23 protein-coding genes are annotated in these 25,683 nt (G+C 63.6%); 6 read left to right on the forward strand and 17 right to left on the reverse strand.

The features are described 5' to 3' along the window. Nucleotides 1-142: 142 nt before the first annotated feature. Nucleotides 143-958 (reverse strand): hypothetical protein, encoded by an 816-nt coding sequence (locus tag C1A13_RS14255; protein ID WP_101553090.1) that lies wholly within the window; start codon nucleotides 956-958, stop codon nucleotides 143-145. Next, the gene (locus tag C1A13_RS15290; protein ID WP_101553091.1) at nucleotides 948-1,157 is read right to left on the reverse strand and encodes a helix-turn-helix domain-containing protein; all 210 of its coding nucleotides are present in this window, start codon (nucleotides 1,155-1,157) and stop codon (nucleotides 948-950) included. The genes C1A13_RS14255 and C1A13_RS15290 overlap by 11 nt, the downstream gene beginning before the upstream one ends. 252 nt (nucleotides 1,158-1,409) lie before the next feature. Between C1A13_RS15290 and C1A13_RS14265 the strand changes: the two genes are divergently transcribed. Genes C1A13_RS14265 through C1A13_RS14280 form a run of 4 tightly spaced genes read left to right on the forward strand, consistent with a single transcriptional unit; the run spans nucleotide 1,410 to nucleotide 3,351 of the window. Next, nucleotides 1,410-2,333, forward strand: a complete 924-nt coding sequence (locus C1A13_RS14265; protein WP_101553092.1) for a DUF1848 domain-containing protein — start codon at nucleotides 1,410-1,412, stop codon at nucleotides 2,331-2,333. A gap of 18 nt (nucleotides 2,334-2,351) precedes the next feature. Next, complete coding sequence (locus C1A13_RS14270) at nucleotides 2,352-2,822, forward strand: methylated-DNA--[protein]-cysteine S-methyltransferase (protein WP_101553093.1); 471 nt, start codon at nucleotides 2,352-2,354, stop codon at nucleotides 2,820-2,822. Between the two features lie 15 nt (nucleotides 2,823-2,837). After that, nucleotides 2,838-3,059: a hypothetical protein gene (locus tag C1A13_RS14275; protein WP_101553094.1), complete on the forward strand. Its 222-nt coding sequence runs from the start codon at nucleotides 2,838-2,840 to the stop codon at nucleotides 3,057-3,059. Further along, complete coding sequence (locus C1A13_RS14280; protein ID WP_101553095.1) at nucleotides 3,040-3,351, forward strand: YbjQ family protein; 312 nt, start codon at nucleotides 3,040-3,042, stop codon at nucleotides 3,349-3,351. Before C1A13_RS14275 ends, C1A13_RS14280 begins: the two co-directional genes overlap by 20 nt. A gap of 151 nt (nucleotides 3,352-3,502) precedes the next feature. On the opposite strand, the gene C1A13_RS14285 is transcribed toward C1A13_RS14280, so the two are convergent. The 13 genes from C1A13_RS14285 to C1A13_RS14345 form a co-directional block, all read right to left on the reverse strand. After that, nucleotides 3,503-4,354, reverse strand: a complete 852-nt coding sequence (locus C1A13_RS14285) for a putative ABC transporter permease (protein WP_101553096.1) — start codon at nucleotides 4,352-4,354, stop codon at nucleotides 3,503-3,505. Nucleotides 4,355-4,375: 21 nt separating this feature from the next. Continuing rightward, on the reverse strand, nucleotides 4,376-5,734 hold the full coding sequence (locus C1A13_RS14290; RefSeq protein ID WP_101553097.1) for a 2-hydroxyacyl-CoA dehydratase: 1,359 nt from the start codon (nucleotides 5,732-5,734) through the stop codon (nucleotides 4,376-4,378). Further along, nucleotides 5,718-8,684 carry an acyl-CoA dehydratase activase-related protein gene (locus C1A13_RS14295; RefSeq protein WP_101553098.1) on the reverse strand — a complete coding sequence of 989 codons (2,967 nt, stop codon included), beginning with the start codon at nucleotides 8,682-8,684 and terminating at the stop codon, nucleotides 5,718-5,720. The genes C1A13_RS14290 and C1A13_RS14295 overlap by 17 nt, the downstream gene beginning before the upstream one ends. A 283-nt stretch (nucleotides 8,685-8,967) precedes the next feature. Beyond that, entirely contained in the window at nucleotides 8,968-11,202 is a 2,235-nt protein-coding gene (locus C1A13_RS14300; RefSeq protein ID WP_172439304.1) for a putative bifunctional diguanylate cyclase/phosphodiesterase, read from the reverse strand. 156 nt (nucleotides 11,203-11,358) lie between these two features. Then, nucleotides 11,359-11,982 (reverse strand): V-type ATP synthase subunit D, encoded by a 624-nt coding sequence (locus C1A13_RS14305; RefSeq protein WP_101553100.1) that lies wholly within the window; start codon nucleotides 11,980-11,982, stop codon nucleotides 11,359-11,361. 27 nt (nucleotides 11,983-12,009) lie between these two features. Beyond that, on the reverse strand, nucleotides 12,010-13,416 hold the full coding sequence (locus C1A13_RS14310) for a V-type ATP synthase subunit B (RefSeq protein WP_101553101.1): 1,407 nt from the start codon (nucleotides 13,414-13,416) through the stop codon (nucleotides 12,010-12,012). Nucleotides 13,417-13,430: 14 nt separating this feature from the next. Next, entirely contained in the window at nucleotides 13,431-15,188 is a 1,758-nt protein-coding gene (locus C1A13_RS14315) for a V-type ATP synthase subunit A (RefSeq protein WP_101553102.1), read from the reverse strand. A gap of 17 nt (nucleotides 15,189-15,205) precedes the next feature. Next, the gene (locus C1A13_RS14320; RefSeq protein ID WP_101553103.1) at nucleotides 15,206-15,805 is read right to left on the reverse strand and encodes a V-type ATP synthase subunit E; all 600 of its coding nucleotides are present in this window, start codon (nucleotides 15,803-15,805) and stop codon (nucleotides 15,206-15,208) included. A gap of 33 nt (nucleotides 15,806-15,838) precedes the next feature. After that, nucleotides 15,839-16,147 (reverse strand): V-type ATP synthase subunit F, encoded by a 309-nt coding sequence (locus C1A13_RS14325; protein WP_101553104.1) that lies wholly within the window; start codon nucleotides 16,145-16,147, stop codon nucleotides 15,839-15,841. A gap of 891 nt (nucleotides 16,148-17,038) precedes the next feature. After that, a complete protein-coding gene (locus C1A13_RS14330) occupies nucleotides 17,039-17,482 on the reverse strand; it encodes an ATP synthase subunit C (RefSeq protein ID WP_101553105.1) in 444 nt (147 codons plus the stop codon). A gap of 67 nt (nucleotides 17,483-17,549) precedes the next feature. Further along, nucleotides 17,550-19,526: a V-type ATP synthase subunit I gene (locus C1A13_RS14335; RefSeq protein WP_101553106.1), complete on the reverse strand. Its 1,977-nt coding sequence runs from the start codon at nucleotides 19,524-19,526 to the stop codon at nucleotides 17,550-17,552. A 128-nt stretch (nucleotides 19,527-19,654) separates the two neighbouring features. Beyond that, nucleotides 19,655-20,695: a V-type ATPase subunit gene (locus C1A13_RS14340; protein ID WP_101553107.1), complete on the reverse strand. Its 1,041-nt coding sequence runs from the start codon at nucleotides 20,693-20,695 to the stop codon at nucleotides 19,655-19,657. 4 nt (nucleotides 20,696-20,699) lie between these two features. Beyond that, nucleotides 20,700-21,011 (reverse strand): hypothetical protein, encoded by a 312-nt coding sequence (locus C1A13_RS14345; protein ID WP_101553108.1) that lies wholly within the window; start codon nucleotides 21,009-21,011, stop codon nucleotides 20,700-20,702. A 334-nt stretch (nucleotides 21,012-21,345) separates the two neighbouring features. Here C1A13_RS14345 and C1A13_RS14350 point away from each other — a divergent pair, with 334 nt between their 5' ends. Next, nucleotides 21,346-22,416: a hypothetical protein gene (locus C1A13_RS14350; RefSeq protein WP_101553109.1), complete on the forward strand. Its 1,071-nt coding sequence runs from the start codon at nucleotides 21,346-21,348 to the stop codon at nucleotides 22,414-22,416. 193 nt (nucleotides 22,417-22,609) lie between these two features. On the opposite strand, the gene C1A13_RS14355 is transcribed toward C1A13_RS14350, so the two are convergent. Continuing rightward, on the reverse strand, nucleotides 22,610-22,801 hold the full coding sequence (locus C1A13_RS14355) for an Arc family DNA-binding protein (protein ID WP_367379709.1): 192 nt from the start codon (nucleotides 22,799-22,801) through the stop codon (nucleotides 22,610-22,612). A gap of 108 nt (nucleotides 22,802-22,909) precedes the next feature. Between C1A13_RS14355 and C1A13_RS14360 the strand changes: the two genes are divergently transcribed. Next, complete coding sequence (locus tag C1A13_RS14360; protein WP_101553111.1) at nucleotides 22,910-23,161, forward strand: DUF6809 family protein; 252 nt, start codon at nucleotides 22,910-22,912, stop codon at nucleotides 23,159-23,161. A 452-nt stretch (nucleotides 23,162-23,613) separates the two neighbouring features. Here C1A13_RS14360 and typA read toward each other — a convergent pair whose 3' ends face one another. Then, nucleotides 23,614-25,443, reverse strand: a complete 1,830-nt coding sequence (gene typA, locus C1A13_RS14365) for a translational GTPase TypA (protein ID WP_101553112.1) — start codon at nucleotides 25,441-25,443, stop codon at nucleotides 23,614-23,616. Between the last annotated feature and the right edge of the window lie 240 nt (nucleotides 25,444-25,683).

Below are 25,683 nucleotides of genomic sequence, written 5' to 3' on the forward strand. Positions count from 1 at the left end.
CCTCCCTCGTTGGAAAAACAACATTTGTACGATACCCAGTATAGCCTGCCGGCAGCCAAAAAGCAAGCTGTCCGCCGAAAGCGAAAGCCGGGAGGACACGGCCCCGGCCGCGTCCTCCCGGTGATAGGTTTCCGCTGTTGTTTCAAAGTCCGAGCTGCCTGGCGCGGTCGAAGGAATCCAAACCGTTTCGGCAGACGCCGCAGACGATGTCCAGCTCGTTTTTCAGCTGCTCCGCGGCCTGCTGGATCTCCTCCAGCTGTTCCCTGCCGGCACAGCGCAGGCCGGCCCCCGCGAGCCTGCGGATACACGTCTGGATCTGGGCGACCTGGCCGGGGACGTCCTCCGCATCCGCGGCGGGTTCCTGCGGCGCGGTCCCGGCGCCCGCCGGTCTCCAGTAGGCCTTGAAGTAGTAGTGCCTGCCGTCGGGGAAGGTCATCGTGTCCACCTCGTCGGCCGCCTCCAGCCGCAGCTCTCCGGCCTCCTGCATCCGGAAGACCTCGTTGACCAGATCCACCAGCAGGTCCACGCGGTCGTCCGGAACGGCGAAGCCGTCCGCCCTCTCCTCAAAGCCCTCCCGGCGGAGCAGCCCGGCCAGCGCGGGATAGAGCGCGCTGTAGTTGGAGCCGCGCGTCCCCTTGAACTCGCACACCTGCAGCGTCCCGTCGGCATAGCGGAGGTAGCAGACGCGGTTGACCGAGTCGAAGACCTTTGCGCGGCGGGAAAAGACGTTCGCGTTTTTATAACCCGCCTTTACCTCGGTCAGCGAAAACTTCCCGTTGATCCGCCTGAGCTTCTGGGCGATTTCACGCGGGATGGTAATCGAATTCGTAATCTCCCGGGCGGGATCGTTCGTCTGGTCGGGAAGGAGCAGCGACCCCTCGTAAACAAACGGGCGCGTCCGGTCGAGCGCGTCCTCCGAGCGGGCCCCCTCGTGCGAAAATAGGATCTTACCGGTCATCAGCCTCGTCCTCCTCCATCAAAATCTCCTCCGGCGGAACGCCGAAAATCGCGGACAGCTTCATCAGCGTATCCCCCGGGAGCCTCGTCTGCCCGGATTGATACCGCCGAAGGGTCCTCACGCTGATCGACAGCAGCCGGGCCAGCTCCTGTTCTCTGTATCCATGCTCCGTCCGCAGCTCCCTGATTCGAATCCGTATGGCCTGTTAGCCCCTCTCCCAGCTCTTTTCTCCCATTATAGCCTGTTTAGCCCGGGTTGTATAGTGCCAATGTTGACCCATTTCCCCGGATAGGCCGGGCCATTTCGCAAGTTCGCCGCTTTCCCGGCCATCCCGGCGCGCCCGGCGGTCCTGAAACAGGGTGCGGTTTCTCCGCAATCCGTGCTTGTAAGCGGAGGGAAATTGGGGTACAATAAATGAAAAGCCGATGCTGGCGGAGGGGAGGGAAGGGCCGTGATCCTCAGCGTAAGCCGCCGGACGGATATTCCGGCCTATTATTCCGCGTGGTTTCTAAACCGCCTCGCGGAGGGCTTCGTCCTGGTGCCGAACCCGCATAACCCCCGCCAGCTGAGCCGCATCCCGCTTTCGCCCGAAACGGTCGACTGCATCGTCTTTTGGACAAAGAACCCCACCCCCATGCTGGACGCTCTCCCGCGGATCGAAGCGGCGGGCTACCCGTTTTATTTCCAGTTCACGCTGACCCCCTACGGGCCGCGGACGGAACCCGGCCTGCCCCCAAAGGAGGAGCTCGTCCGCGCCTTTTGGGCGCTCTCCCGGAGGCTCGGCCCCAAACGGGTCGTCTGGCGGTACGATCCCGTCATGGTGGACGGGCGGTATCCCACGGCATGGCATCTGGAACGCTTCGAGGCGCTCTGCGGCGCGCTGGAGGGCGCGGCCGAACGTTGCGTCTTCAGCTTCGTCGACCCCTACCGCCACACGGGCGGCGCCTACCGCGAGATGACCCGTTCGGAGTGCCTGGATGTGGCCGGGGGCTTCGGGGAGATCGCGGCGCGGCACGGCTTCTCCCTCTTTACCTGCGCGGAGACGATCGACCTGTCGGCCTTCGGCATCGGGCACGCGGCCTGCATCGACCCGGAGCTTGTGGGCGGGATCCTCGGCTGCCCCGTCAAGGCCGCGAAGGACCCCGGCCAGCGCCCCGCCTGCGGCTGCTGCGAAAGCGTCGACATCGGCGCGTACAACACCTGCCCCGGCGGCTGCGCCTACTGCTACGCCACGACCGGCCGGGCCGCCGCCCTGCGGTGCGCGGCGGCGCACGACCCCGCCGACCCCATGCTGACCGGCTGGCCGCGCGGAGGGGAGCGCATCTCCGACCGGGCGGCAAAATCCCTGAAAACAGCCCAGACAACCTTTTATTGACTGTTGGGAGGCGACGCATTGAAACAGATCCTGTACACCGAATCCCCCTTCGGGACGGTCGGCATCGCCGAGGACGGGAAGGGCATCTGCGCCCTCTTCTTCCTGCGCGGCGAAAAGCCGGAGGGCTACACGGAGGCGGAGACGCCCCTGCTCAGACGGGCAGCGCGGGAGCTGGCCGAATATTTCTCCGGGGAGCGGCGCGCGTTTGATTTGCCGCTCTCGCTGGAGGGCACGGCCTTCCAGCGCGCCGACTGGGCGGCGCTTTGCGAAATCCCCTACGGCGAGACCCGTTCCTACGGGCAGATCGCCGCAAGGCTCGGCAATCCAAAGGCCTGCCGGGCGGTGGGCATGGCCAACCACCGGAACCCCGTGGCGGTCCTCGTGCCCTGCCACCGGGTGGTGGGCAAAAACGGTTCCCTGACCGGCTACGCGGGCGGACTGGACGTCAAGGAAGGGCTGCTCGCGCTGGAAAAACGCTGCGGCGGATAAAAAGGAGGCGGTTTCTTGAAGGGAAAAAAGCTCGTTGCGCCCGCCGTGATCACGACCTTTCTGGTGCTCTGGTTCTTCGGCTATCTGGCGCTCTGCCTGCTGGTCCCCATGCCGGTTTTTTTCAAGGTGGTGGGCTGCCTCGTCTTTCTGGCGCTCATCAGCGTATCCATCTACGTTCTGACGGAACGAATCAAAGAAATCAGGAGTGGTGAAGAAGATGATCTTGGTAACTACTGAAACGATCAGCGGAAAAGAGCTGGAGACCCTCGGGCTCGTCCGGGGCAGCACCATCCAATCGAAAAACATCGGCCGGGATATCACGCAGGGGTTTAAAACCCTCGTGGGCGGCGAGCTGAAGGCCTATACCGAGATGATGAACGAGGCCCGCGCCATCGCCACCAAGCGGATGGTCGAGGATGCGGAAGGGCTCGGCGCGGACGCCGTCGTCTGCATGCGCTACGCCTCCTCCGCCGTCATGCAGGGCGCCGCCGAGGTGATCGCCTACGGCACCGCCGTCAAGTTTAAATAAGGCCGATTTCCACCCAGGTCCACGAAGCGAAAGAAACCGGGCCGTCAATCCTTTGGATTGACGGCCCGGTTTTTGACTGTTCGGCAATCAGCCCGGCCTGATCAGCGTTTCCGGAGTCACAGGGGCGCTTTTTCAAAAGCGCCCCTTTTTTCTATTTCCCGTCCCTTTTCGCGTCCTTCCGCGCTTTTTTCTCCGCGCGCATCCTGGCGACGCCCGCGCGCAGGGCGTCAAGCGAAGCGGGGGAGCGGGGGAACTGCATGTGCGGGAAGGCGTCGAGCATACGGCGGTGGAGGGCGTTGTGGCTGCCGGCAAGGGCGTTCAGCCGCTCGTGCAGGCGCAGGCCCTCCCCCTTTTCCAGCAGCCGGTCGATCCGGTCGGAGAGGGGCAGCGCGCGCTGCCCCTCCAGCTGGAGCTTCTTCTCCATGATGACCGCGTCGGTGCGGGCGCGCGCGTCCTCGAGGGCGTCGCGCAGCGCGTCGAGCTTGCCCGAAAGCTGCAGGGCGGTGCGCACCGAGAGGAAGAGATCGACCGCGAGCAGGGTGGTCAGCGCCGAGGCGAACCAGATGAGCGTCACAAAGGATAAAGACCCGACCATGCGCCCGACAAAGGGGTGCAGCACCCGCATGACGAACACGCCGAGCAGGCCGAAGAGGACGGAATTCAGTAGGCAGACCCGGCCGTGGATGTTGAAGCGCATGTTGGAATAGTCCCACCACTTGGCGTGGAAGATCGTCTCCAGCAGCCAGCCGGTGAAGTATTCGAGCGCGCTCGTGACGAGCAGTCCGCAGACAAAGAGGAGCGGCAGGCTGAAATCGACCGGCGTCAGGCAGTGGATGACCGCCAGCGCGCCGAAGCCGTAGACCGGGCAGAGCGGGCCGTTCAAAAAGCCCCGGTTGATAAACCGCCCGGCCGGGATGGAGCAGTAGACGCACTCGCAGCACCAGCCCAAAAAGCTGTAAATGAAAAAGCAAAGGACGATCCCGCAGAAGGTTTCCGCGCTCAGAAAGACCCCTCCCCCCGGTTGTTATTCATGCTGGGAATTGCTGAAAAACCCAGAGGAGACGGCGGGCTCGCCGCCGTATTCCTCCTCGTGCCGCGGCAGCGGCACCTCGCGCGCCGCGTGCTGCCCGGCGATCGAGGCGGCGTTGGCCAGCATCAGCTTGATGCGGTTCTCCTGGTTGATCTTGGTGGCGCCCGGGTCGTAGTCGACCGCCACGATGTTCGAATCGGGGTTGCGCGCCTTGATGATGCGCATCATCCCCTTGCCCACGATGTGGTTGGGCAGGCAGCCGAACGGCTGGGTGCAGACGATGTTGCCCACCCCCTGCTCGATCAGCTCGAGCATTTCGGCCGTCAGCAGCCAGCCCTCGCCCATTTTGACGCCATGGCTGATATAGCCCCGGACCAATTCCACCGTATGCGGAAAATAGCCCCCCGGCCGGAAGGTGCCCTCCCGGGTGACCGCCTCGATGACGTCCTTCTGCTTTTTGCAGAGCATGTCGTAGACCTTGCGGAAGACGAGCGTCTTCCAGAAGCCGCCCGCCCCGTAGAGCTTGTGGTCGTTGAGCTGGTTGTAGACGCAGTAGAGGCAGAAATCGAGCAGCCCCGGCACGACGACCTCCGCCCCCTCGGAGAGGAGGAAATCCTCGAGGTTGTTGTTGCCGAGGGGGGAGAACTTCACATAGATCTCCCCCACCACGCCGACCAGCACCTTCTCCTCCGTTTTGCGGGGGAGGGCCGCGAAGTCGGCGACGATCGCGTCGTAGTTGCGGCGCACCGCCCGGTAGCTCAGGGGGCCGCGCCCCTTCATCTCGTCGGTCAGCCGGTTCGCCCAGCGGTCGACGAGCGCGTCGGTGACGCCCGCCTCCGTCTCGTAGGGACGGCACTGGTTGGCCAGCAGCATGAGCAGGTCGCCGTAGGTCATCGCGTAAAAGATGCGGTCCAGCATCATCGGCGTGAGGGAAAAGCCCGGGTTTTTCTCCATCCCGTTGGCCGAGAGGGAGACGACCGGCACGAATCCGTAGCCGCTTTTTTTCAGCGCCTTGCGCAGCAGGTGGATGTAGTTGGACGCGCGGCAGCCGCCGCCCGTCTGGGTGATGAGCAGCGCCACCTTGTGCACGTCCCACCTGCCCGATTCGAGCGCGTCGATCATCTGGCCGATGACGAGCAGCGCCGGGTAGCAGGTGTCGTTATGTACGTTGCGCAAGCCGCTGTCCACCACCCGCTGGCCGCTGTTCTCCAAAAGCTCCGCCCGGTAGCCGTACTCACGCAGGATGTTGAGCATCAGCTTGAAGTGCACCGGAAGCATGGTGGGCACGAGGATCGTATAGTCGCGCTTCATCTCTTTGGTAAAGAGGACGCGTTCGTCATTTTGTAGCTGCATGGCTGCGTTCCCTTTCTTCCACCGCCTCAAGCAGGCTGCGGATACGGATTCTGACCGCGCCGAGATTGGTGATCTCGTCGATCTTGAGCTGGGTGCAGAGCTTGCCGCCCGCCTCCAGGATGTCGCGGACCTCGTCGGTCGTGATCGCGTCGATGCCGCACCCGAAGGAGACCAGCTGCACCAGCTCCATGTCCGGCTGGGCGGTCACATATTTGGCGGCATTGTAGAGACGCGCGTGGTAGGTCCACTGGTTGAGCACGTGCACCTTCACCGGCTCCACCAGGTCGGCCACGCAGTCCTCGCTGACGACCACGATGCCGAAGGAGGCGATCAGCCGGTCGATGCCGTGGTTGATCTCCGGGTCGATGTGGTAGGGCCTGCCCGAGAGCACCACGATCTTTCTGCCCTGCTCCCGCGCCCAGGCGATCGCGCGGCGGCCCTCCGCCTTCACCGCCTTCATCCAGTCGTCGTAGGCGGTATAGGCGGTCCGGGCGGCCTCCCGCACCTCCCGCAGCGTCAGGTCGGGATAGACGGCGCGCAGGTTGTGGAAGAGCTTGTCGGCGAACTTGGCGGGGCGGTGGATGCCCACATGGGGGTAGAGGAAGTGCACGCCCGGCTCGGAAAGCTCCGACACGTTCGCGCGCAGCAGCTCGGGGTAGTAGGCGACCACCGGGCAGTTGTAGTGGTTGTCGCCCTTCTCCTCGTCAAAATTGTAGGTCATGCAGGGGTAGAAGATCGTCGTGACGCCCTGTTCCAGCAGGTCGGCGATGTGGCCGTGCATCAGCTTGGCGGGATAGCAGACGGTATCCGACGGGATGGAAAACTGCCCCTTGATGTAGGTCTCGCGGGTGGAGACGCCGCTCGTCACCACCTCGAAGCCGAGGGCGGTGAGGAAGGCGTGCCAGAAGGGGAGGTTCTCAAGCATGTTGAGTCCGAGGGGGACGCCGATTTTGCCGCGCCTGCCGGGCAGGGGCTTGAGCGCCTCAAGCTGCTCGAGCTTCCAGGCGAAGAGGTTGGGCAGCGGCTCCGCCGCCTCCCGGCCGAGCGGGCGTTCGCAGCGGTTGCCGGAAATGAATTTCTTGCCGCCGCCGAAGGTGTTGACGGTGAGGTTGCAGTGGTTGCCGCACAGGCCGCAGGTGACCGATTTGGAGGCGTGGCGGAAGCTCTCGAGCTCCTTTGCCGAGATGAGCGACGACTCCGGCAGCGCCAGCTCCCGCGCGTAGAGCGCGGCGCCGTAGGCGCCCATCAGCCCGGCGATGGCCGGGCGCACCACGTCGTGGCCGATCTCCCGCTCAAAGCTGCGGAGCACCGCGTCGTTTAAGAAGGTGCCCCCCTGCACGACGATGCTCTGCCCGAGCTCCTCGGCGGAGTGGGCGCGGATGACCTTGTAAATCGCGTTCTTGACGACCGAAATGGATATTCCCGCGGAAATATCCTCGACGCCCGCGCCCTCCTTCTGCGCCTGCTTGACCGACGAGTTCATGAAAACGGTGCAGCGGCTGCCAAGGTCGACGGGGTATCTGGCAAAGAGGCCGAGCTTGGCGAACTCCTCGACGCTGTAGCCCATCGACTGGGCAAAGGTGCCGATAAACGACCCGCACCCGGAGGAGCAGGCCTCGTTGAGCATGATCGAATCGATCGCGTTGTCGCGGACCTTGAAGCATTTGATGTCCTGCCCGCCGATGTCGAGGATAAAGTCGACGCTGGGGTCGAAGAAGCGCGCCGCCTTGAAGTGGGCCATCGTCTCGACGAGGCCCGCGTCGATCGAAAAGGCGTTTTTCACAAGGTCCTCGCCGTAGCCGGTGGCCGCGCTGCCGCACACCGCCACCCGGTCCCCGCAGCGGGCGCGGATTTTGACGAGCTGCTCCCGGATGATCTCGACGGGGTTGCCCCTGTTCGCGCTGTAGTAATCGTAGAGGATGCGCCCGTCCTCCGCCATCAGCACGAGCTTGGTCGTCGTGCTGCCGCAGTCGACGCCGAGGTAGGCGTCCCCCTCGTAGGCGTCGAGGTCGGCGCGGCCGACCGACGCCTTCCCGTGGCGGTTCAAAAACGCCGCGTAGTCGTCCGCGTTCTCGAAGAGCGGCTCGAGGTAACGCGCCGCGTGGCTTTCGCTGGCCGCGGCCTCGAGCCTGCCGACGAGCTCCTCATAGGTCATCGGCTGGCCCGTCTTTTCGGCGAAGAGGGCGCTTCCCAGCGCCACCGCGTAGCGGCCCATGTCGGGAAAGACGGCGTTTTCATGCGAGAGGCCGAGCGAACGGACGAACTCCCGCTGGAGGCCCTTGAAATAGTAGAGCGGGCCGCCCAGGAAGAGCACCTTGCCGGTGATCCGCCGCCCCTGCGCGAGGCCGGTGATCGTCTGGTCGACGACCGCCTTGAAGATCGAGGCGGCGATGTCCTCCTTGCGGGCGCCCTGGTTTAAGAGCGGCTGGATGTCGCTTTTGGCGAAGACGCCGCACCGCGAGGCGATCGTATAGAGCTTTTCGCTGCCGAGGCTGAGCGTGTCGAGCTGTTCGGGGGTCACGTCGAGCAGGGTCGCCATCTGGTCGATAAAGGCGCCGGTGCCGCCCGCGCAGGAGCCGTTCATCCGCTCCTCGAGCCCGCCGGTAAAGAAGATGATCTTCGCGTCCTCGCCGCCCAATTCGATCACGCAGTCGGTGTCGGGGGCGTAGGACTTGACCACCTCGCCGGTGGCGAAGACCTCCTGGATGAAGGGCAGGCCCGCCGCCTTGGCGACCCCGAGCCCCGCCGAACCGGAGAGCGCGACGGTGAGCTCCCCGCCGCCGATGACGTCCTTCGCCATGCGGATGAGCTCGAGCGTCTTGGGCCGCACCTGCGACATGTGGCGTTCGTACTGCTGGTAGACGACGTCGCCGTTCTTCACGATGATGATTTTAACCGTGGTGGAGCCGATGTCGATCCCCATCGTCATCCGCGCCGGAATCCGTTCCATATAGAGCACCTCACTCCGGCCCCTGCGGGGCCGATCAGACCGGCGGCGGCCGCGCAAACCCACGGCCGTCCCGGGAAGGGGCAAATTGCCCCATATTAGTATAGTTTGCTATGCCTCATCTTAACACGAATTGAGCGAACAGTCAATTTGCGTAAACGGCGAAATCCTGACTTTTCAGGAAAGATTTGAGAAAACGGGCCCCGCGCCCGATCCTTTTGGCGATTCTGTCGAAAAAAGCAAAAAAAGGACGGGCCCCGCCGCCATGCGGCGGGGCCCGTCCGATTCAGTCGTTCTTATTTTGCGGGCGCCGCAGCCGTTCAAACTCCCCGGCGGGCATCGGCCGGGCGAAATAGTAACCCTGCACCACGTCGCACCCGATCGAGGTGAGAAAGTCCACCTGCCCGGCCGTCTCGACCCCCTCGGCCACCACCTGGATGTCCAGCTTGCGGGCGAGGTCGGCTACCTCGGCGATCACCGTGCGCCCGCGGGCGTTGTCCGCGTCCCCCGCGAAGAACGCCCGGTCGAGCTTGAGCACGTCGACCGGCAGCCGCCGCAGCAGGTTGAGGGAGGAGTAGCCGCTGCCGAAGTCGTCCATCGATACCAAAAAGCCCGCGTCGTGCAGCTCCCCGATGATGCCGGTCAGCCGCCCGATGTTCTCGAAGTCGAGCACGCTCGTCTCGGTGATCTCCAGCTCGATCAGCCCGGGGGGCACCCCGTACTCCCGCGCGGCGGCGCACACCTTGCCGACAAAGCCGGGGTCGTGCAGGTTGACGCGGGAGACGTTGACCGACACCGGGATCTCGGGCAGGCCCTCGTCCGCCCATCCGCGGAGCATGCGGCAGGTCTCCCGCAGCACGAACGCGTCGATCTGGACGACGAACCCGTCCCGCTCAAAGAGGGGGATGAAATCGTTGGGCGGCACCAGCCCCACCCCCGGGCGGTTCCAGCGCACGAGGGATTCCGCGCCGACGATCTCCCGCGTGGAGGCGCTGTATTTGGGCTGGAGGTAGACCTCGAACTCGCCCTTCTCGAGCGCCGAGGCCATCGCGTCCTCGATCTGCTTCTCCCGCAGGATCCGGTCGCGCACCGCGTGGTCGTAGAAGGCGACCGTCGTGCGGCTGTCGTCCTTGCCCGACTTGCGCGCGATGCTCGCGCGGTCGCTCATCAGGCTGACGTCCGTCTCCTGCGGGCCGACCCGGTAGACCCCGAAGGAGAGAGTGAGGGTGTACCGCTGTCCGGGCGGGTTGATCTGCCCGCCGATCTCCGTCAGCCGCCGGACGATCTCCTCGTCGGGCGCCGCGCGCAGCAGCAGGTCGAAGGTGTCCGCCGACACCCGCGCGAAAAGCTCCCCCTCCCGCACGGAGCGGGAAAGGATCCCCCAGATCTGCCCGAGCAGCTCGTTGCCCGTGCCGTGCCCGAACATGTCGTTGAAGACCTTGAATTTGTCGATGTCAAAGGAGACCATCACATATTCCGCCGCGCCGCCGACAACCTCCCTGGCCGCGCGGATGAACCCGTTCCAGTTGTACCCGCCGGTGACCGGGTCGGTGAAGGCGATCCGCTCGAGCTCCCGCCGGCGGCTGTTCTGCATGAAGAGGATGTATCCGAACAGCCCGATGAGCACCGTGACCGTGACGACGCACACCACGAGGGTGAGCATGGTGAGGTAGACGGACTTCCTGGCGGCCACGTGGCCGGACACCGCCGAAAGCACATACCAGCCGTTGACCCCGATCGGCGTGTAGGAGAGGTAGCGGCGCTCCCCGTCGCGGAAATACTCCTCCACGCCGCTGTCGCCCGAGGACATCCGCCGGCGCATCCGCCCGAGCTCCTCGTCGGGGAGCATGCGGCCCTCCTCCATGCGGTCAAAGATGTTGGACATCCCCTGCTCGCTCTCGGGGTTGTCCGGATAGACCAGCACGTCGCCCCCGGCGTTGGTGAGATAGGAGTAGCCCGCCCCCTCGAACATCCGCACGTTGATGACCGACGCGAAGGCGTCGGCCGCGTTGGTGGCGAAGAGCACCGCCTCCGCCCTCCCACCGCGCAGGATGGGGGTGGCGTAGACGTAGATCGGCTCGCCGTCGGCGTAGTCGGTCAGCTCCTTGGAGATCACCGTCTCGCCGTCCATCGCCCGCAGGAAGTAGCCGCGCCCGCCCAGGTCCATCTCCACGCTGTCGGTGGTGTGCGCGGTGCCGTCGGGGGTGATGAGCCCCATCCGCTTGAAGCTGGTGCTCTCGACCTCCTCGCAGAGCACCCGCGTCACCCCGTCGATATCCAGTTCGGGCTGCGCGCCCACAAAGCGGGAGACCGCCTCGAGCATCTGCATGTCCTTTTCGATCCGCATCGCGATGTTCCCCGCACTCTGGCGGGCGACCTCGCGCAGCCCCGAGAGGGTCTCCTCACGCAGCGTGCCGGTCACACTGCGCATATAGAGCGCGGCGCACAGGACCATCGTGGCCGCCGCAACGGCCATGACCACCGCCGTGCGCACAGCCGTACGCTTCCGCTCCCTGAACACGCTGCCACCCCCATCGGTCTCCATTCTGCGGGACCTGTCGATCCCTGATGTGCTTATGTTACCATACGGCGCGGCGTTTGCCAATACCCGCGGGCCTGTAAAATCCGGATTCTCCAAAGAAAACCCCCTCCGCCGGACATGCGGCGGAGGGGGTTTTTATGCCTCCTGCTGTTTTTTGGCCTTGATGACCTTGAGTCGTGAAAACTCCTCGCGGTCCTTTTCCTCGAGCGCGTCCGTGATGAACTTCGCCGTCTCCTCGTAGCGCGGGATCACGATGTTTTCCAGCGCGTTCGCGCGGCGCTGCGTCTTGCGGATGGCGTTGGCCAGCCGGTAGACGCTGTTCTCCACCTCCGCCAGAAGCGCGGTCACGCGTTTGGCCTTCTGGAAGCAGACATAGGCGTAGTCGAGCCTCGAGTTGGTGCGGTCGAGCCCGTAGCACATGCGGATCTCGCTCTCCGCCAGCCGCACGTTGGGGATCTCCACCCCCATGACGCTGCGGTAGGTGATCGTCACGCCGTCGTCCACCGGGACAGCCATCGCCGTCTCCTGCACCATGCCCAGCGTCACGTTGGCTTCCTGAAGGGCCTCGTAGGCCTCGCGGTAGGTCGAGCTGATCTCCCCGCGCAGGGATTTGACCTTGTCGATCAGCAGCATCATCTCCCGGATGAGGATGTTGCGCTTGCGGTCGAGCAGTTCAAAGCCCAGCGTGGACAGCGACAGCGACTTCTGGATCGCCATCAGGCTGCCCTTGGTGGGCGTCACGCCCAGTACGTTTGCCATCCGCCGTCACTCCTTTCCCCGCCGGGGCTACTCCTTCGGCGCGCCGAATTTCTGCACGGCCTGTTCCGGCCGGTAAAATTTGTCGAGCGTCTCCCGGTCGACCCGGTCGAGCTCCTCGCGCGGCAGCAGCGAGAGCAGCAGCCACCCGAGGTCGAGCGTCTCGCCGATCTCGCGGTTTTCCCGCGCGCCCTGGCAGACGAAATGCTCCTCGAACATGCGGCCGAAATACATATATTTCTGGTCGACCTCCGAGAGCTCCTCCTCGCCGATGACGCTCGCGAGCGCCCGCGCGTCCTGCACCCGGGCGTAGGAGGCGAAAAGCTGGTTGGAGCAGTCGGAGTGGTCGGCGCGGGTGAACCCTTCGCCGATGCCGTCCTTCATCAGGCGGGAGAGGGAGGGCAGCACTGAGACGGGCGGATAGACCCCCGTCTGGTCGAGCTGCCGGTCGAGCACGATCTGCCCCTCGGTGATATAGCCGGTCAGGTCGGGGACCGGATGGGTGATGTCGTCGTTGGGCATCGTGAGGATGGGCACCTGCGTGACCGAGCCGGGGCTTCCCTCAATGATCCCCGCCCGCTCGTAGAGGGAGGCGAGGTCGGAGTAGAGGTAGCCGGGGAAGCCCTTGCGCCCCGGGATCTCCCCCTTGGAGGAGGAAAACTCGCGCAGCGCCTCGCAGTAGGCGGTGACGTCGGTCATGACGACGAGCACGTGCATGCCGTGCTCGAAGGCGAGGTACTCCGCCACGGTCAGCGCGCAGCGGGGGGTGAGGATGCGTTCGATGATCGGGTCGTTGGAGAGGTTCAGGAACATGACGACCCGCTCCATGACCCCCGACTCCTCGAAGGAGCGGCGGAAATAGTCGGCCACGTCGTTCTTGGCGCCCATCGCGGCAAAGACGATGACGAAGTTCTGTTCGTCGGTGCCCGACAGCCGCGCCTGCCGCACCATCTGGACGGCGAGCTTGTTGTGGCTCATGCCGCTGCCCGAAAAGATCGGCAGCTTCTGGCCGCGGATGAGGGTGGCCAGCCCGTCGATCGTCGAAATGCCGGTGTTGATGTAGTTGCGCGGGTAGACGCGCTCGACGGGATTCATCGGCTTGCCGTTGATGTCCGCCGCGCGCTCGCAGAAGATTTCTCCCAGCCCGTCGATCGGGCGGCCGGAGCCGTTGAAGGTGCGCCCGAGCACCTCGAGGGAAAGGGGCATCTCCATCGGATGCCCGAGCAGGGTGGTGCGGGTGTTTTCGAGGGAGAGCCCGCGGGTCCCCTCGAACACCTGGATGACCGCCCGGTCGCCGTCGATCTCGACGACGCGGCCGAAGCGCGTCTCGCCCGAATCGAGTTTCAGGGAGACCATCTCCTCGAACGCCACCTTCGGCACCCGGTCGAGCGCCACCAGCGGGCCGTTGATTTCGCTGAGCCCCACAAACTGAAGCATATTCCGGCCCTCCTTTACAGCTGGTTGAGCCCGGCGAGCTTGTCGTCGATCTCTTTATAGTAGTTGTCGAACAGTTCGAGATGCGCGTTGGGGATCTCGTACTTGATCTTCACGAGCGAATCGATCAGCCCCGAATCGGTGATCTCGGAGATCGGGATCCCCTTGGCGATGACCGCCGAAGCCTTGTCGTAAAAGTGGAGGATGACCTGCATCATCATGAGCTGCTTGGGCAGCGGCACGTAGGTGTCGTCCCGGTGGTAGGCGTTCTGCTGGAGCAGCCCGACGCGGATGAGCCGCGCGACCTCCATAATGAGCTTCTGGTCGTCGGGGAGGACGTCCTCGCCGATCAGCTTGACGATCTCGTTGAGCTTCGCCTCCTCGAGCAGCACGGTGGAAATCCGCTGGCGGCAGGGGAGGAAGTCGCGGGAGATGTTTTTGGCGTACCAGGGGGCGAGGTCGTCGAGATATTCGCTGTAGCTCGAAGTCCAGTTGATGGCGGGGTAGTGGCGCGCGTAGGCAAGCGCCTTGTCGAGCGCCCAGAAGCAGCGGACGAACCGCTTGGTGTTCTGGGTGACCGGCTCGGAGAAGTCGGCGCCCTGCGGCGAGACCGCCCCGATGATCGTGACCGAGCCCTCGGTGCCGTTCAGATTTTCCATATACCCGGCGCGCTCATAGAACTGGGAGATGCGGCTGGGCAGGTAGGCGGGGAAGCCCTCCTCGGCGGGCATCTCCTCGAGGCGTCCGGAGATCTCCCGCAGCGCCTCCGCCCAGCGGGAGGTGGAGTCCGCCATGACCGCCACATGGTAGCCCATATCGCGGTAGTATTCCGCCAGCGTGATGCCGGTGTAGATCGACGCCTCGCGCGCCGCGACCGGCATGTTGGAGGTGTTGGCGATCAGCACGGTGCGGTCGGTCAGCGGCTTGCCGGATTTGGGGTCGGTGAGCTCGCCGAACTCCTTGAGCACCTGGGTCATCTCGTTGCCGCGCTCGCCGCAGCCGATATAGACGATGATGTCCGCGTCGCTCCATTTGGCGAGCTGGTGCTGGGTCATCGTCTTGCCGGTGCCGAAGCCGCCCGGGATGGCGGCGGTGCCACCCTTGGCGATCGGGAAGAGGGTGTCGATGATCCGCTGCCCGGTGATGAGCGGCCGTTCGATCGGCAGGCGCTCGGCCACCGGGCGGGTCTGGCGGATCGGCCACTTGTGCGCGAGCGCCAGCTCGTGGTCGGCCCCCCGCGCGTCCCGCAGCACGACGAGCGGCTCGAGCACCGTATAGTCCCCGTCCGGACGGACGGACACGACGGTGCCGTCGAGCCCGGGCGGCACCATCGAGCGGTGCTCGATGATCGACGTCTCGGGGCAGGCGGCAAAGACGTCGCCGCCCTTCAGGCGGTCGCCCTCCTTCACCTTCAGGGTGACCGGCCATTTCTTTTCCACGTCAAGGGCGGGCATGTCGCTGCCCTCGGGGATAAACGCGCCCGACGTTTTTGCGATCTCCTTGAGCGGGCGTTCGATGCCGTCAAAGATGTTCGAGAGGATGCCCGGGCCGAGGGTGGCGCAGAGCGGCCCGCCCGTGCCGGTGACCGGCTCGCCGGGGCGCATGCCGGTGGTGCCCTCGTAGACCTGGATGGTCGTGCGCTCGTCGGAGATGTTGATGACCTCCCCGATGAGGCGGCTGTTCCCGACAAAGACCATCTCCTGCATCTCAAACTGACGGGCGCCACGGACCGTTACGACCGGCCCGTTGATGGAATATACGGTATTCTTATCCAAAGCATTTCCCCCCGCCGCTAATCAAAATTGAAGTTGGAGCCGCGGTAAAACCACTCCCGCTGTCCGGCGAGCGCCGCGTCGAGGCTCAGGTCCACCTCAACCCCGCGTTCCCGGTTCACCAGTACCGCGCCGCCGAGCGAAACCGCCCCGGCGTCCGCCTCTACCGCGCAGTCCCCGTAAATTTCACGGATGCGCGGCTCGAACGCCGTGTCCTCCGGGCGCACCTTGATCGTGCTGCCCTCCAGCTTCCAGGATGCGGCCAGTTCCCTGATCTTTCCCAGGAAATACGCCTCGTACCGCTCGCTTTTCGCAAAGCTCCCGAGCTCCACGCGCGCTTCGGCGATCATCTGCGAGAGATACTGCTCCCGCTGCTTGAAAAGCTCCTTCTTGAGCGCGAGCGTTTCCCGGGAAATCTCCTTGATATTTTCCGTCTTGATCTCGTCGATCTGCGACTGGATCCTGTGGAAGCTCTCGTCAAGCAGGCGGTTTTCCTCCTGCCCGAGCGCATCCCGCTTCATCTGCTCGGCCTCCTTCAGGATCGTATCCCGCTGGGCCTGGGCGCGCTGCATGATCTCCTGTTCAAACAGCTCCAGTTTATCTTCCTGCATATCAGCCATCTGGTTTCACCTCATTTTCCGGGCGCGCGCCCTTTAGAGTTTGATGCCGATCGCCTCGCTCACATATTTTTCGATCGTCTGTGAAACGTCCCCTTCCCCGTGGCGGTCGGGGACCTCCACGATCAGCGGCCGTTTTTGGGTCAGCTTGTAGCGGTAGATGATGTTCGGGCAGGTGTTGATCAGCTTTTCCGTCATCAGCACGATCCCGATCGACGGGTCCGCCATCACCCGCCGCAGCGAAGCCAGCACCTCGTCCGCCGTGTGGATGACCTCGCCCTCAATGCCCGCGAGGCGCATCCCCATCAGCGTGTCGACGTTGTCGCTCAGCGTATAGAATTTCATCCGGGTCCCTCCCAACGGGGTTTGAATGATGCCGCCCAGCGAGCGGCCCAGCTTTCACGGGAATTGCCGCTTTCCAAGCGGCAAGAATCACGAGCGCGTTCCGCCGCGCGTCACGGGTTCCTTTTCGGACGGACGAAAAGGAACCAAAAGTCCGCCTAAGAACCCTCCGCCGGGTTCTTAGGAATCTCCGGGAGTACCTTGCCATAGCCCGCGAGCTGCCGCCGCTCCCCACGGGTACACCAGCTGAGGGCTCAATTCAAGTTGCGGGCGCTCCCAACAACGCACACCGGATGGCTCGCCATAACCCGCGGCGGAAAACAACGCCCGTTCCGGGCGTTCGCGCGCCTTGCGCGCGTGCGCGGCAAAGCCGCGCAGTTTTCCGCCTCCCCGTGGGCGCTGCGCGCCACGCAAAAGCGGCCGTGCCTCCCCGGAAGCTCTTCCGGTACGGTTCCGGAGACTCGCCGGCAGAGGCATTGCGCCCGCGGCGCGGCGGCTGGCGGGATGCTGTACACCCGTCCGTTCATCCGTGGACGGGGCGCCTCCGACTTTGGCCGAAGGCCAACCGGAGGCGGCGCGGGGGTCAAGGGGATTTGGCCGCAGGCCATCCTTATAGAGAATCCGGCCCGCAGGGCCGGGTCCGCGAAGCGGACTCAAGCCGGGGCCGCGGGGCGGAGCGCCCGCGAGCGGCCGTCGCGCGTAGCGCGCTCCGGGCGCAGCCCGGGCAGGCCGCCCAAGCCCCTTGCGGCTTCTTTCCCCCATTTCTTGTCCGTACAAGAAATGGGGCCGCCTGCCGGGGCGGGACCCGGCAAACTGCGCCGCTCACTGAGCGGTATGCCTAAGGACCGCCGTCGGCCGGCCACCGACAACCTCCGCCGCTCGCCGAGCGGCAAATCAGAGCTTATTGATCAGCAGAATCGAGATCAGAAGTCCATAAAGCGCGACGCCTTCGCCGAGGACGACGAAGATCAGCGCCTTACCGAACGCCTTGGGGTCCTCGGAAAACGCGCCGATCGCGGCGGGGGCGGTGGACGCGATCGCGATGCCCGCGCCCAGGCAGCTGAGTCCGGTGGCGAGCGCGGCGGCGAGATAGCCCATGCCCTGGTTGTTCTGGGCGGGGACGGTCTCGACGGCGGCAGTGTCCGGGGCCGTGTCGGGATCGGGCGTTTCGGCCGAAACGCCGACCGCCATCATGATCATCAGCAGGATGGCGATGAGGAAAACACCCGCGTTGGCAAGCACGCACCTTCTGGCGCCGGAGGTGGAACCGACCTTGACGATGGGGATGAGCAGCAGGGTGGCCACGATCACCGCGGCGGTAGCAATCACAAACAACATCACAAATTACCTCCAAATTGAATTGGTATCCGCGCCCGAAGGCACAGAGACGTGTCGGATGAGAAGATCACTTCCCCGCGCCCTTTACCGTGACGGGGGAGAAGGGTTTTCCGTCGCCGTCGAAATAGCGGCTGAACATCTCGTAGAACTCGAGCCTGAGCACCTGGATGCCCACGATGAGGCCCTCCATGCCCATCACGAAGAGGTTGCCGATGATGATGACCGCGGGGCTGGCGGCGTTCCCGACCATCTCGGAGAGGGTGAAGACGACCGCCATCATGCCCGCGTGGCTGAGCACGAAGCCGCCCACGCGGAGGAAGGACATCGTGTTGGAGAAAAAGCTGAGCACCACCTCAAAGAGCTCGAAGGGCGCGACCGTCAGATAGGCGCCCATGCCCTCCTCCGGCTTTGCGCCGAGTCCGCGGAGCAGGTTGCCGAGCGGCTCCTTGAGCAGGATGACCGCCAGCGGCAGAACGATGAGCAGGATGACGTAGAGGTGGGTGAAATAGTTTTTGCCCGCCAGGAACATCATGACCGCGCCGAAGAGGACCGCGCCGTAAAAGACAAGGCCCGCTACGCCGTTGGCGGAGAAAAACGCCCGTTCATAGTCGCGCTTGTGGAGGCTGACGAAGATATCCATCAGGATACAGGTGCAGATGAGCACCACGCCGAGCGCGACCGCAGCGACGAGGATGAGGTTGGTGTTTTCGGGGGCCATGACCTCGATCGGCTTGCCGGGCAGGCCCAGGACGTTCGTATAGAAGGGGGTGAGCAGCTCCTCGAACCCGAACACCGACCCGTAAAGGGTACCGAAGATGCAGGAAAAGATGCCGATCCGGTTGACGACCGCGCCGATCTGGAACCGCTTGAACCTCCAGAGCAGCCACCCGCCCAGCACCAGCACCAGCCCCTGCCCGAGATCGCCGAACATGACGCCGAAGAGGAGGGAATAGGTGAATGCCACGAAGGGGGTGGGATCGAAGTCGCCGTAGGCGGGCAGGCCGTACATCTCGACGAACATCTCGAACGGGCGGGAGAACCAGCCGTTTTTGAGCTTGGTGGGCGGCTGGAGCCGTTTGTCCGAGTCGTCCGGCTTGACCTCGACGGTCACGTCGGCAAGCAGCCGCAGGCTCTTTGCAAAGTCGTCCGCGCGGCTCTCCTCGATAAAGCCGGTGATATAGAATACGTCGATGAATTCCCGTTTCAGTACAGAGACATATTTGCGCATGTCGAACGAGTCGGAGAGGAATTTCAGCCGGGTGTAGAGCTTATAGTAGCGGTCCCGCTGCGCGTCCACCAGCTCCTGGAACTGGTTTTTGGCCGCCGCGAGCTGCTCCCGGTTGGTGGCGATCTCCTCCCGCAGCCGCGTCAGGGCGGTCTCCGGGGTGCCGTGAATGAAGGCGGGCACCCGCATCCGCTCAAAGTAGAGGGAGGAGAAGATGTCGTCGATCTCGGGCGCGTCCTCCGCCATGCAGAAATAGGCGCCCCAGCGGTAGTCCTTCTCCGCGTCGAACGATTTGAAGATGAAGGGCTTCCCCGCGTAGAAGGAGAGCTTCTGGTAGCTGTCGAGCGGCAGCCGCCCGAGCCGCCCCTTGATATACTTGCAGGTGAAGAGCTCGTCGAAATCGACGTCGAGCTCCGCCAGGTGGGACAGGATCAGCAGCGCGGCCTCGTCCTGGTCGATCTCCCCCTGCAAAAAGTTCATCCGTTCCCGCAGGGCGCCGAGCCCCTCGGAAAAGGTCCTGTAAAAATCCTCGTAATACTGACGGCTGTGCGCCGCGACGCGGGACAGCTTGTCGCTCCGCACATATTCCGGCATGTACTTGGGGTTGAGCCCCGCGGCCACGCCCGCGTCGGTCAGCTTTTGCAGCGCGTCGGTGTAGGGATTCTCCTCCGACAGCGGCGTGAAGCCGCGGATGCCTCCCGCCGCCTGCTGCGAGGGCTCGGGATGGAAATCCCCCCTGTCCAAACAGCGTATGATGACGTCGTCGAGGCTCTTCATATCGCCGACGATGTTCACCAGCGCCAGCTTGGCAATCGACATGTGAATCCGCCCTTTCTCCGGCAGACGGGAACCGGCCCCCGCCGGTCCCCCCGGGATATTTGAAATGCCCGCCCCACCGGGGCCGGCCGGTCCTTCGCGTTTGAATCGGTCCTTCGCCTGGTCGTCCTTTACGCCTTATAAAGCAGCTTTTCGATCTTCTCGGGGGGCAGCCCGTAGCGGACCCCCTCGATGATGCGCACGATGTCCTCCGTCTCCATGCTGCGCAGCAGCATGAACGCCGTATACACCACCTCCGGGCTGGTCGAAAAACGGAGCAGCCTCCGGGTGGCGCGGTAGCGCACGCCGTCCGTCTCCCCCTCGAAGAAGCCGGTCTCCGGATCGATCCGCCGCCCGTAGGGGGTGGCGGAAAGCAGCTTCAAAAACGCCTGCGTGTCCCGCGCGCTGACCATCTCCTCGAGCTGGCGCGGCCTCAGCCGGCTGTAGAAGGGAAGCATCGTCACGCGGATGCGGTCGGCGTCCGCCTGAAAATAGGTTTTCATCCGGTAGATCGTGTTGAGGTTCATCAGCTCCGCCCGCATGGTGATCAGCTCCCGCAGCTCGGCGGAGGCCCTGCCGCGCGTCTCCCGCTTCGCCCGTTCGAGCAGCGTGGAAAAATAGCAGGTGCGCAGCGCCAGCTCATAGCGGGTGTAGCGCAGGGTGTTGCCGTCGGGCGGGTACTGCTTCTGGCAGCGGCGCAGCACCGGCTCGTAGGCCGTCCCGGCCACCGCCTCGATCACCTCGTCGAGGGAGCGCGCCCCCGCCAGCCCCAGGATGTTGAAGCTCGCGTAGGGCTGCATGAAGGTGGGCAGGGAGGCGACGAAGTCCTCCTGCTCGTCGGAGATGATATTGCGCAGGCTTGAAAGGATCAGCTCGATCTCCAGGTCCATGACGATGTACTGGTAGATGCTGTCCTTCTCGCGGACATATTTCGCGAGCCGCACGTACTGGTAAAAGAGGTCCCTGTGCAGCAGGTTCTCCAGCTGGCGGCGGTGGATCGTACTGTCCTGGACCCCCTCCAGCGCCGCGCGGTAGGGGGTCTTCTCCCGCAGGTAGGCGGAGATCTCCTGCACGTTCTGCTTGCGCAGCAGGTCATCGTACTGGGCGGGGGAGAGCATCTGCCCGTACATGGCGCGCGCCTTGGAGATCACCGCGTTTGCATACTGCGCCACGGCGTCACCCCCCGATGCAGCGGTTCACGATTTCGGCGACCCACCGCGCGCTGTTCTTCCGGTAGTTCGCCTTCAGGCGGCCGAGCGCCTCCTCGTGGCGCGCGCGCGCCGCGGCGAGGGCCTCCTCCTTCTCCACCTGGGCCTGCTGGCGGAACTGCTCCACCTTTTCCTGCTCCCGCTCGTGGTACTGCTTCGCGAGCTCCTTTTTATAATCGTCCATGTGCGCCAGCACGCTGCGGCGCTCCTCCTCCGCCTCTTCCACAAGCCGCCGGCCGCGCTTGTCATATTCGACCAGATTCTTGATGACCCGTTCCACAGCACCATCCCTTTCGCCGGAAGATGGAAGGGGGCTAATGCCCCATTCTGATTGTTTACTAAGTGTAGTCTCATTTTTTTGCTTTTGCAAGCGGATTTTCAATCCGCCGCGTTTTTTGCCCGCTTTCTGTGAGGCTCAAACCAAATTTCCGCGCCGGGGGCGCTATTTTTGTCAAACTTAACAATGTTTGGGACAGACACTAAGAAATTCAGGCAATATTTCCCGAGATAAAATCCCTCGATTTCCTTGATTTTCATTATACTAATTGTTATACTGTTAGTGAATATAGACAGGCACCAGTACGGCTGCCAAGTTCTGAGGGAGGATCCAAGCTATGAAAAAATTGACGGCGACCATCAGCGTGCTGCTGGTACTTGTCATGGCGCTTTCCGCGCCGGCATCGGCAATCGCGATCATCACCAGCGACACCTTCAGCACCAGCGCCAAATCGGCCGACAAGTGGGTGACCGACCGGTATGAGCCGGAGGAGTTCGACCGCTCGGACGGCAAGCTCTATCTCTCCGTGGGGCCGAAGGGCTACTACAAATACCGCTCGGACGACAAAAAGGACAAATACTACGCCCTCCAGGGCAAGAAGCTCCCGGTCGAAATGCCCTCGAGCAACACCTGGACCGCAACCGTGAAGATCAATATCGACGACAACTGGTTCTCGTCGAGCGACGGACGCCGCCGCGCCGAGTTCCGCGTCGACCTCGTGGACGGCGACGGCAACACGCTCAAAAATTCCTCGCCCGCCATCGCGCTCGTCAAGGGCGGTTCCGGCGCGCCCGTGCTCAAATATTATAACCCGAAAGCGCAGGGAAGCTGGGGCATGGCCAACCGGTTTGTCAACGGCGACAAGGAAACCGAGGACCTCACCGTGGAAGAGGGCTGGCACTCCCTGCTCATCAAGGCCAACAACGGCGTGCTCACCTACTACTTCGACGAGAAGAAGCTCGGCAACTGCACGCTGACCACCAAGGACGTCTATCCCTCCTACATCGCGCTCAACGTCTATAACTACGACCGCCCGCAGATGGTCGAGTGGGATAACGTCACCCTCTACGACGGAAGCTATCTCATCCGCCAGCTCTCCTCCGAGGCGCAGGACAAGAAGGATGAACGCCTGGAGAGCCAGTACGAGAAAAAGCGCAACAACTGGGAGGACAAGTACACCGAGTACATGTTCGGCCGCAACAGCACGGATAAGACCGTGGAAATCGATGGGAAGACCTTCGACACCGGCAAGTGGTACACTCAGAGCAAGCTCAAGAGCACCTTCAAGATCTCCGACAAGGACTGGGATAAGGAAAACGATGAGTTGAAAAATATCTTGGCTACTTGTCCGTTGCCTGTGGAATCCCGCGAGAAAAAAGAAATGCCCGACAGCTATTGGGACTACTGACGCGCCCCATTTGCGGCCCCTGACCGCAAATGGCCTGTGGGCGGGTCTGCCCGGCGCTTTGCGCCGGAGCGCCGCTTCGCGGCGACGCCCGCCCACGCGCGTTCACGGGCGGAGGGTCGGCGACCCTCCCCCGTGTGCCCCTACCTGATAAGTGCTTAAATGATAAAGCGGCCGCCCATTCGGGCGGCCGCTTTTATTTGTCGACTTCTATAGGGCCGTGCTTTTTTTCGTAAGCCTCGACATGGGCCTTTATCAGGGCTTCGGTTTCTTTGTTGACAGACCTTCCGTTCCCCTCGGCGATATAACGGAGCTTTTGCATGAGCCTCGGACTGATACGCAATGTGAAATGCGGCAAACTCGAAGGCATATTGACTCCCCCTTTCATAGGTGATGTCACCTTGAAACAATTATATGCTTTTTATTTTGTTCTTGACTTCAAAGTGAGGTCACCCTATAATATAGGTGACCTCACTTTTATGAAAGGAATGATTTTATGGACAAAGATATTTTAAAGGCACTTTACGAAGGGGAAGTATATCCATCGGAGCAGCTCGGCCCGATTCCCGAGGAAAAGGAGATGATGGAGATGTGCGATTTGCTTTGGCACCGGATGGGGATGGAGGATCAAAAGAGGCTGGATCACATCACCGACCAGTTCGCGGTGGTGTGCGGGGCGTATGCGCTGCGGGGCTTCCGCTTCGGCTTCAAGCTGGGCGCACGCATCGCGCAGGCGCTGTATCCCTGACAGCGCCCATGGAGAGGCGGTCGTGCCTCCCCGAATGTACTTTCAGTACGGCTCCGGAGACTCTCGGGCAGAGGCATTGCGCCCGCGGCGCGGCGGCAGGCGGGATGCTGTACACCCGCCCATTGATCCGTGACAGGGCGCCGCCGACTTTGGCCGAAGGCCAACCGGAGGCGGCGCGGGGGTCAAGGGGGCATAGCCCCCTGCGGCTTCTTTCCCCCATTTCTTGTCCGTACAAGAAATGGGGCCGCCCGCCGGGGCGGGACCCGGCAATCCCCGCCGCCGAAGGCGGCTCCCCTAAAGCGCCCCGGAGGGGCGCGATAAAAGTCCTCCGCCCGATGAGCGGCAAATCTAAAACCGCCCGCCGGGGCGGGACCCGACAAACTCCGCCGCTCACTGAGCGGCAAATCTAAGAAGAAAGAGCGGGCCCAACCGGGCCCGCTCAAAAACCATTTTTAAGATTTCTTCTTCATCTGCTCGCGCATGCGCTGGGCATGGTCGAGAACCTTCTTGCGGATGCGGATGCTCTTGGGGGTGACCTCCAAAAGCTCGTCGTCACTGAGAAACTCGAGGGATTCCTCGAGGGAGAAGCGGCGCGGCGGGATGAGGCGGAGCGCGTCATCCGAACCGGAGGCGCGGGTGTTGGTGAGCTGCTTTTTCTTGCAGACGTTGACGGCGATGTCCTCGTTCTTGGGGGACATGCCGACGACCTGCCCGGCGTAGACAGGCTCGCCCGCGCCGAGGAAAAGGGTGCCGCGCTCCTGCGCGTTATAGAGGCCGTAGGTGATCGTCTCGCCCGTCTCGAACGCGATGAGGGAGCCGTTCTGGCGGCGGGGGATGTCGCCCTTATAGGGGGCGTAGCCGTGGAAGAGGGTGTTCATGACGCCCTCGCCCTTGGTGTCGGTCAAAAACTCGCTCTTGTAGCCGAAGAGGCCGCGTTCGGGGATGACGAAGGTCATCTTCATGCGGCTGCCGACCGGCTCCATCGACTGGAGCTCGCCCTTGCGGGGGCCCATCTTCTCCATGACCGAACCGGAGGACTCGGCCGGGACGTCGATCGTCAATTCCTCGAACGGCTCGCACAGCTCGCCGTCGATGGTTTTGAGCAGCACCTTGGGGGTGCTGACCTGGAACTCGTAGCCCTCGCGGCGCATGTTCTCGATGAGGATCGACAGATGCATTTCGCCGCGTCCGCAGACGACGAAGCTGTCGGCGGTATCGCCGTCCGAGACGCGCAGGGAGACGTCGCGCAGCAGCTCGCGGTAGAGGCGGTCGCGGATCTGGCGGGTGGTGACGAATTTGCCCTCGCGGCCCGCGAAGGGGCTCGTGTTGACCGAGAAGGTCATCTCCACGGTGGGCTCGGAAATCTTGACGAAGGGCAGCGCGATGCTGCTGCCCGCCGCGCAGACGGTGTTGCCGATGTTGATGTCCTCGATGCCCGAGAACTGGACGATGTCGCCGACCGTGGCCGATTCGACCTGGGTGCGGCCCACGCCGGTAAACTGGTAGATCGCGGTGATCTTGCCCTGCTTGAGGAGCTCCTTGTCGTGGTAGTCGCAGACGTTCATCTGCTCGTTGACCCGCAGGGTGCCCTGCTCGATGCGGCCGACCGCCATGCGGCCGACATAGTCGTTATAATCGATCGACGAGACGAGCACCGCGGTGGGCAGCTCGGGGTCGCCCTGGGGGGGCTGGATGTAGTCGACGATCGTATCCATGAGCGGCAGCAGGTCGGTGCCCGCCACCTCGGGGGAGATCGAGGCGGTGCCGTCGCGGCCGGAGCAGAAGACCATCGGGCTGTCGAGCTGCGCGTCGGAAGCGCCGAGGTCCATCAGCAGCTCGAGCACCTCGTCGATGACCTCGTAGACGCGCGCGTCGGGGCGGTCGATCTTGTTGATGACCACGATAACCGCGAGGTCGAGGTCGAGCGCCTTGCTCAGCACGAAACGGGTCTGGGGCATCGGGCCCTCCGCCGCGTCGACGAGCAGCAGCACGCCGTCCACCATCTTGAGCACCCGCTCCACTTCGCCGCCGAAATCGGCGTGTCCCGGGGTGTCCACGATGTTGATCTTTACGCCCTTGTATTCCGCGGAGGCGTTCTTCGCCAGGATCGTGATGCCGCGCTCCCGCTCGATGTCGTTCGAGTCCATCACGCGGTCCTGCACCGCCTGGTTCTCCCGGAAGGTGCCCGACTGCTTGAGCATCCCGTCGACCAGCGTCGTCTTGCCGTGGTCGACGTGCGCGATAATGGCAATATTGCGTAAGTCTTCTCTCTTGATATTCATATACCCTGCTTCCCATCTGCCGTTCTCCGGCACATTCATTGATTCGACAATTTTACCTTGGTATCATACCGCCAAACAAGTATGTTGTCAAGAAAAACCCGGCAATTTTAGTAACTTTGCTAATGTGGGCCGGAAATCGCGGCTGCTGTCGGGCAGTTTCCCCCACATGCGGCGGCAGCCGGACGCGGGCGGGAACCCTTCCGCACGGGCGGCGTCGCCGGGGAGGGGACGCGGCCGGCC

Source organism: Anaerotruncus massiliensis (ex Togo et al. 2026), assembly GCF_900199635.1.
Taxonomy (GTDB): Bacteria; Bacillota; Clostridia; order Oscillospirales; family Ruminococcaceae; genus Anaerotruncus; species Anaerotruncus massiliensis.

What these genes read in the sequence shown, in the direction of transcription:
- C1A13_RS14255 (WP_101553090.1), bottom strand. Translation starts at nt 958, where the DNA reads ATGACCGGTAAGATCCTATTTTCGCACGAGGGGGCCCGCTCGGAGGAC.
- C1A13_RS14280 (WP_101553095.1), top strand. Translation starts at nt 3,040, where the DNA reads ATGATCTTGGTAACTACTGAAACGATCAGCGGAAAAGAGCTGGAGACC.
- C1A13_RS14290 (WP_101553097.1), bottom strand. Translation starts at nt 5,734, where the DNA reads ATGCAGCTACAAAATGACGAACGCGTCCTCTTTACCAAAGAGATGAAG.
- C1A13_RS14295 (WP_101553098.1), bottom strand. Translation starts at nt 8,684, where the DNA reads ATGGAACGGATTCCGGCGCGGATGACGATGGGGATCGACATCGGCTCC.
- C1A13_RS14305 (WP_101553100.1), bottom strand. Translation starts at nt 11,982, where the DNA reads ATGGCAAACGTACTGGGCGTGACGCCCACCAAGGGCAGCCTGATGGCG.
- C1A13_RS14310 (WP_101553101.1), bottom strand. Translation starts at nt 13,416, where the DNA reads ATGCTTCAGTTTGTGGGGCTCAGCGAAATCAACGGCCCGCTGGTGGCG.
- C1A13_RS14320 (WP_101553103.1), bottom strand. Translation starts at nt 15,805, where the DNA reads ATGGCTGATATGCAGGAAGATAAACTGGAGCTGTTTGAACAGGAGATC.
- C1A13_RS14325 (WP_101553104.1), bottom strand. Translation starts at nt 16,147, where the DNA reads ATGAAATTCTATACGCTGAGCGACAACGTCGACACGCTGATGGGGATG.
- C1A13_RS14330 (WP_101553105.1), bottom strand. Translation starts at nt 17,482, where the DNA reads ATGTTGTTTGTGATTGCTACCGCCGCGGTGATCGTGGCCACCCTGCTG.
- C1A13_RS14335 (WP_101553106.1), bottom strand. Translation starts at nt 19,526, where the DNA reads ATGTCGATTGCCAAGCTGGCGCTGGTGAACATCGTCGGCGATATGAAG.
- C1A13_RS14350 (WP_101553109.1), top strand. Translation starts at nt 21,346, where the DNA reads ATGAAAAAATTGACGGCGACCATCAGCGTGCTGCTGGTACTTGTCATG.
- C1A13_RS14355 (WP_367379709.1), bottom strand. Translation starts at nt 22,801, where the DNA reads ATGAAAGGGGGAGTCAATATGCCTTCGAGTTTGCCGCATTTCACATTG.
- C1A13_RS14360 (WP_101553111.1), top strand. Translation starts at nt 22,910, where the DNA reads ATGGACAAAGATATTTTAAAGGCACTTTACGAAGGGGAAGTATATCCA.
- typA (WP_101553112.1), bottom strand. Translation starts at nt 25,443, where the DNA reads ATGAATATCAAGAGAGAAGACTTACGCAATATTGCCATTATCGCGCAC.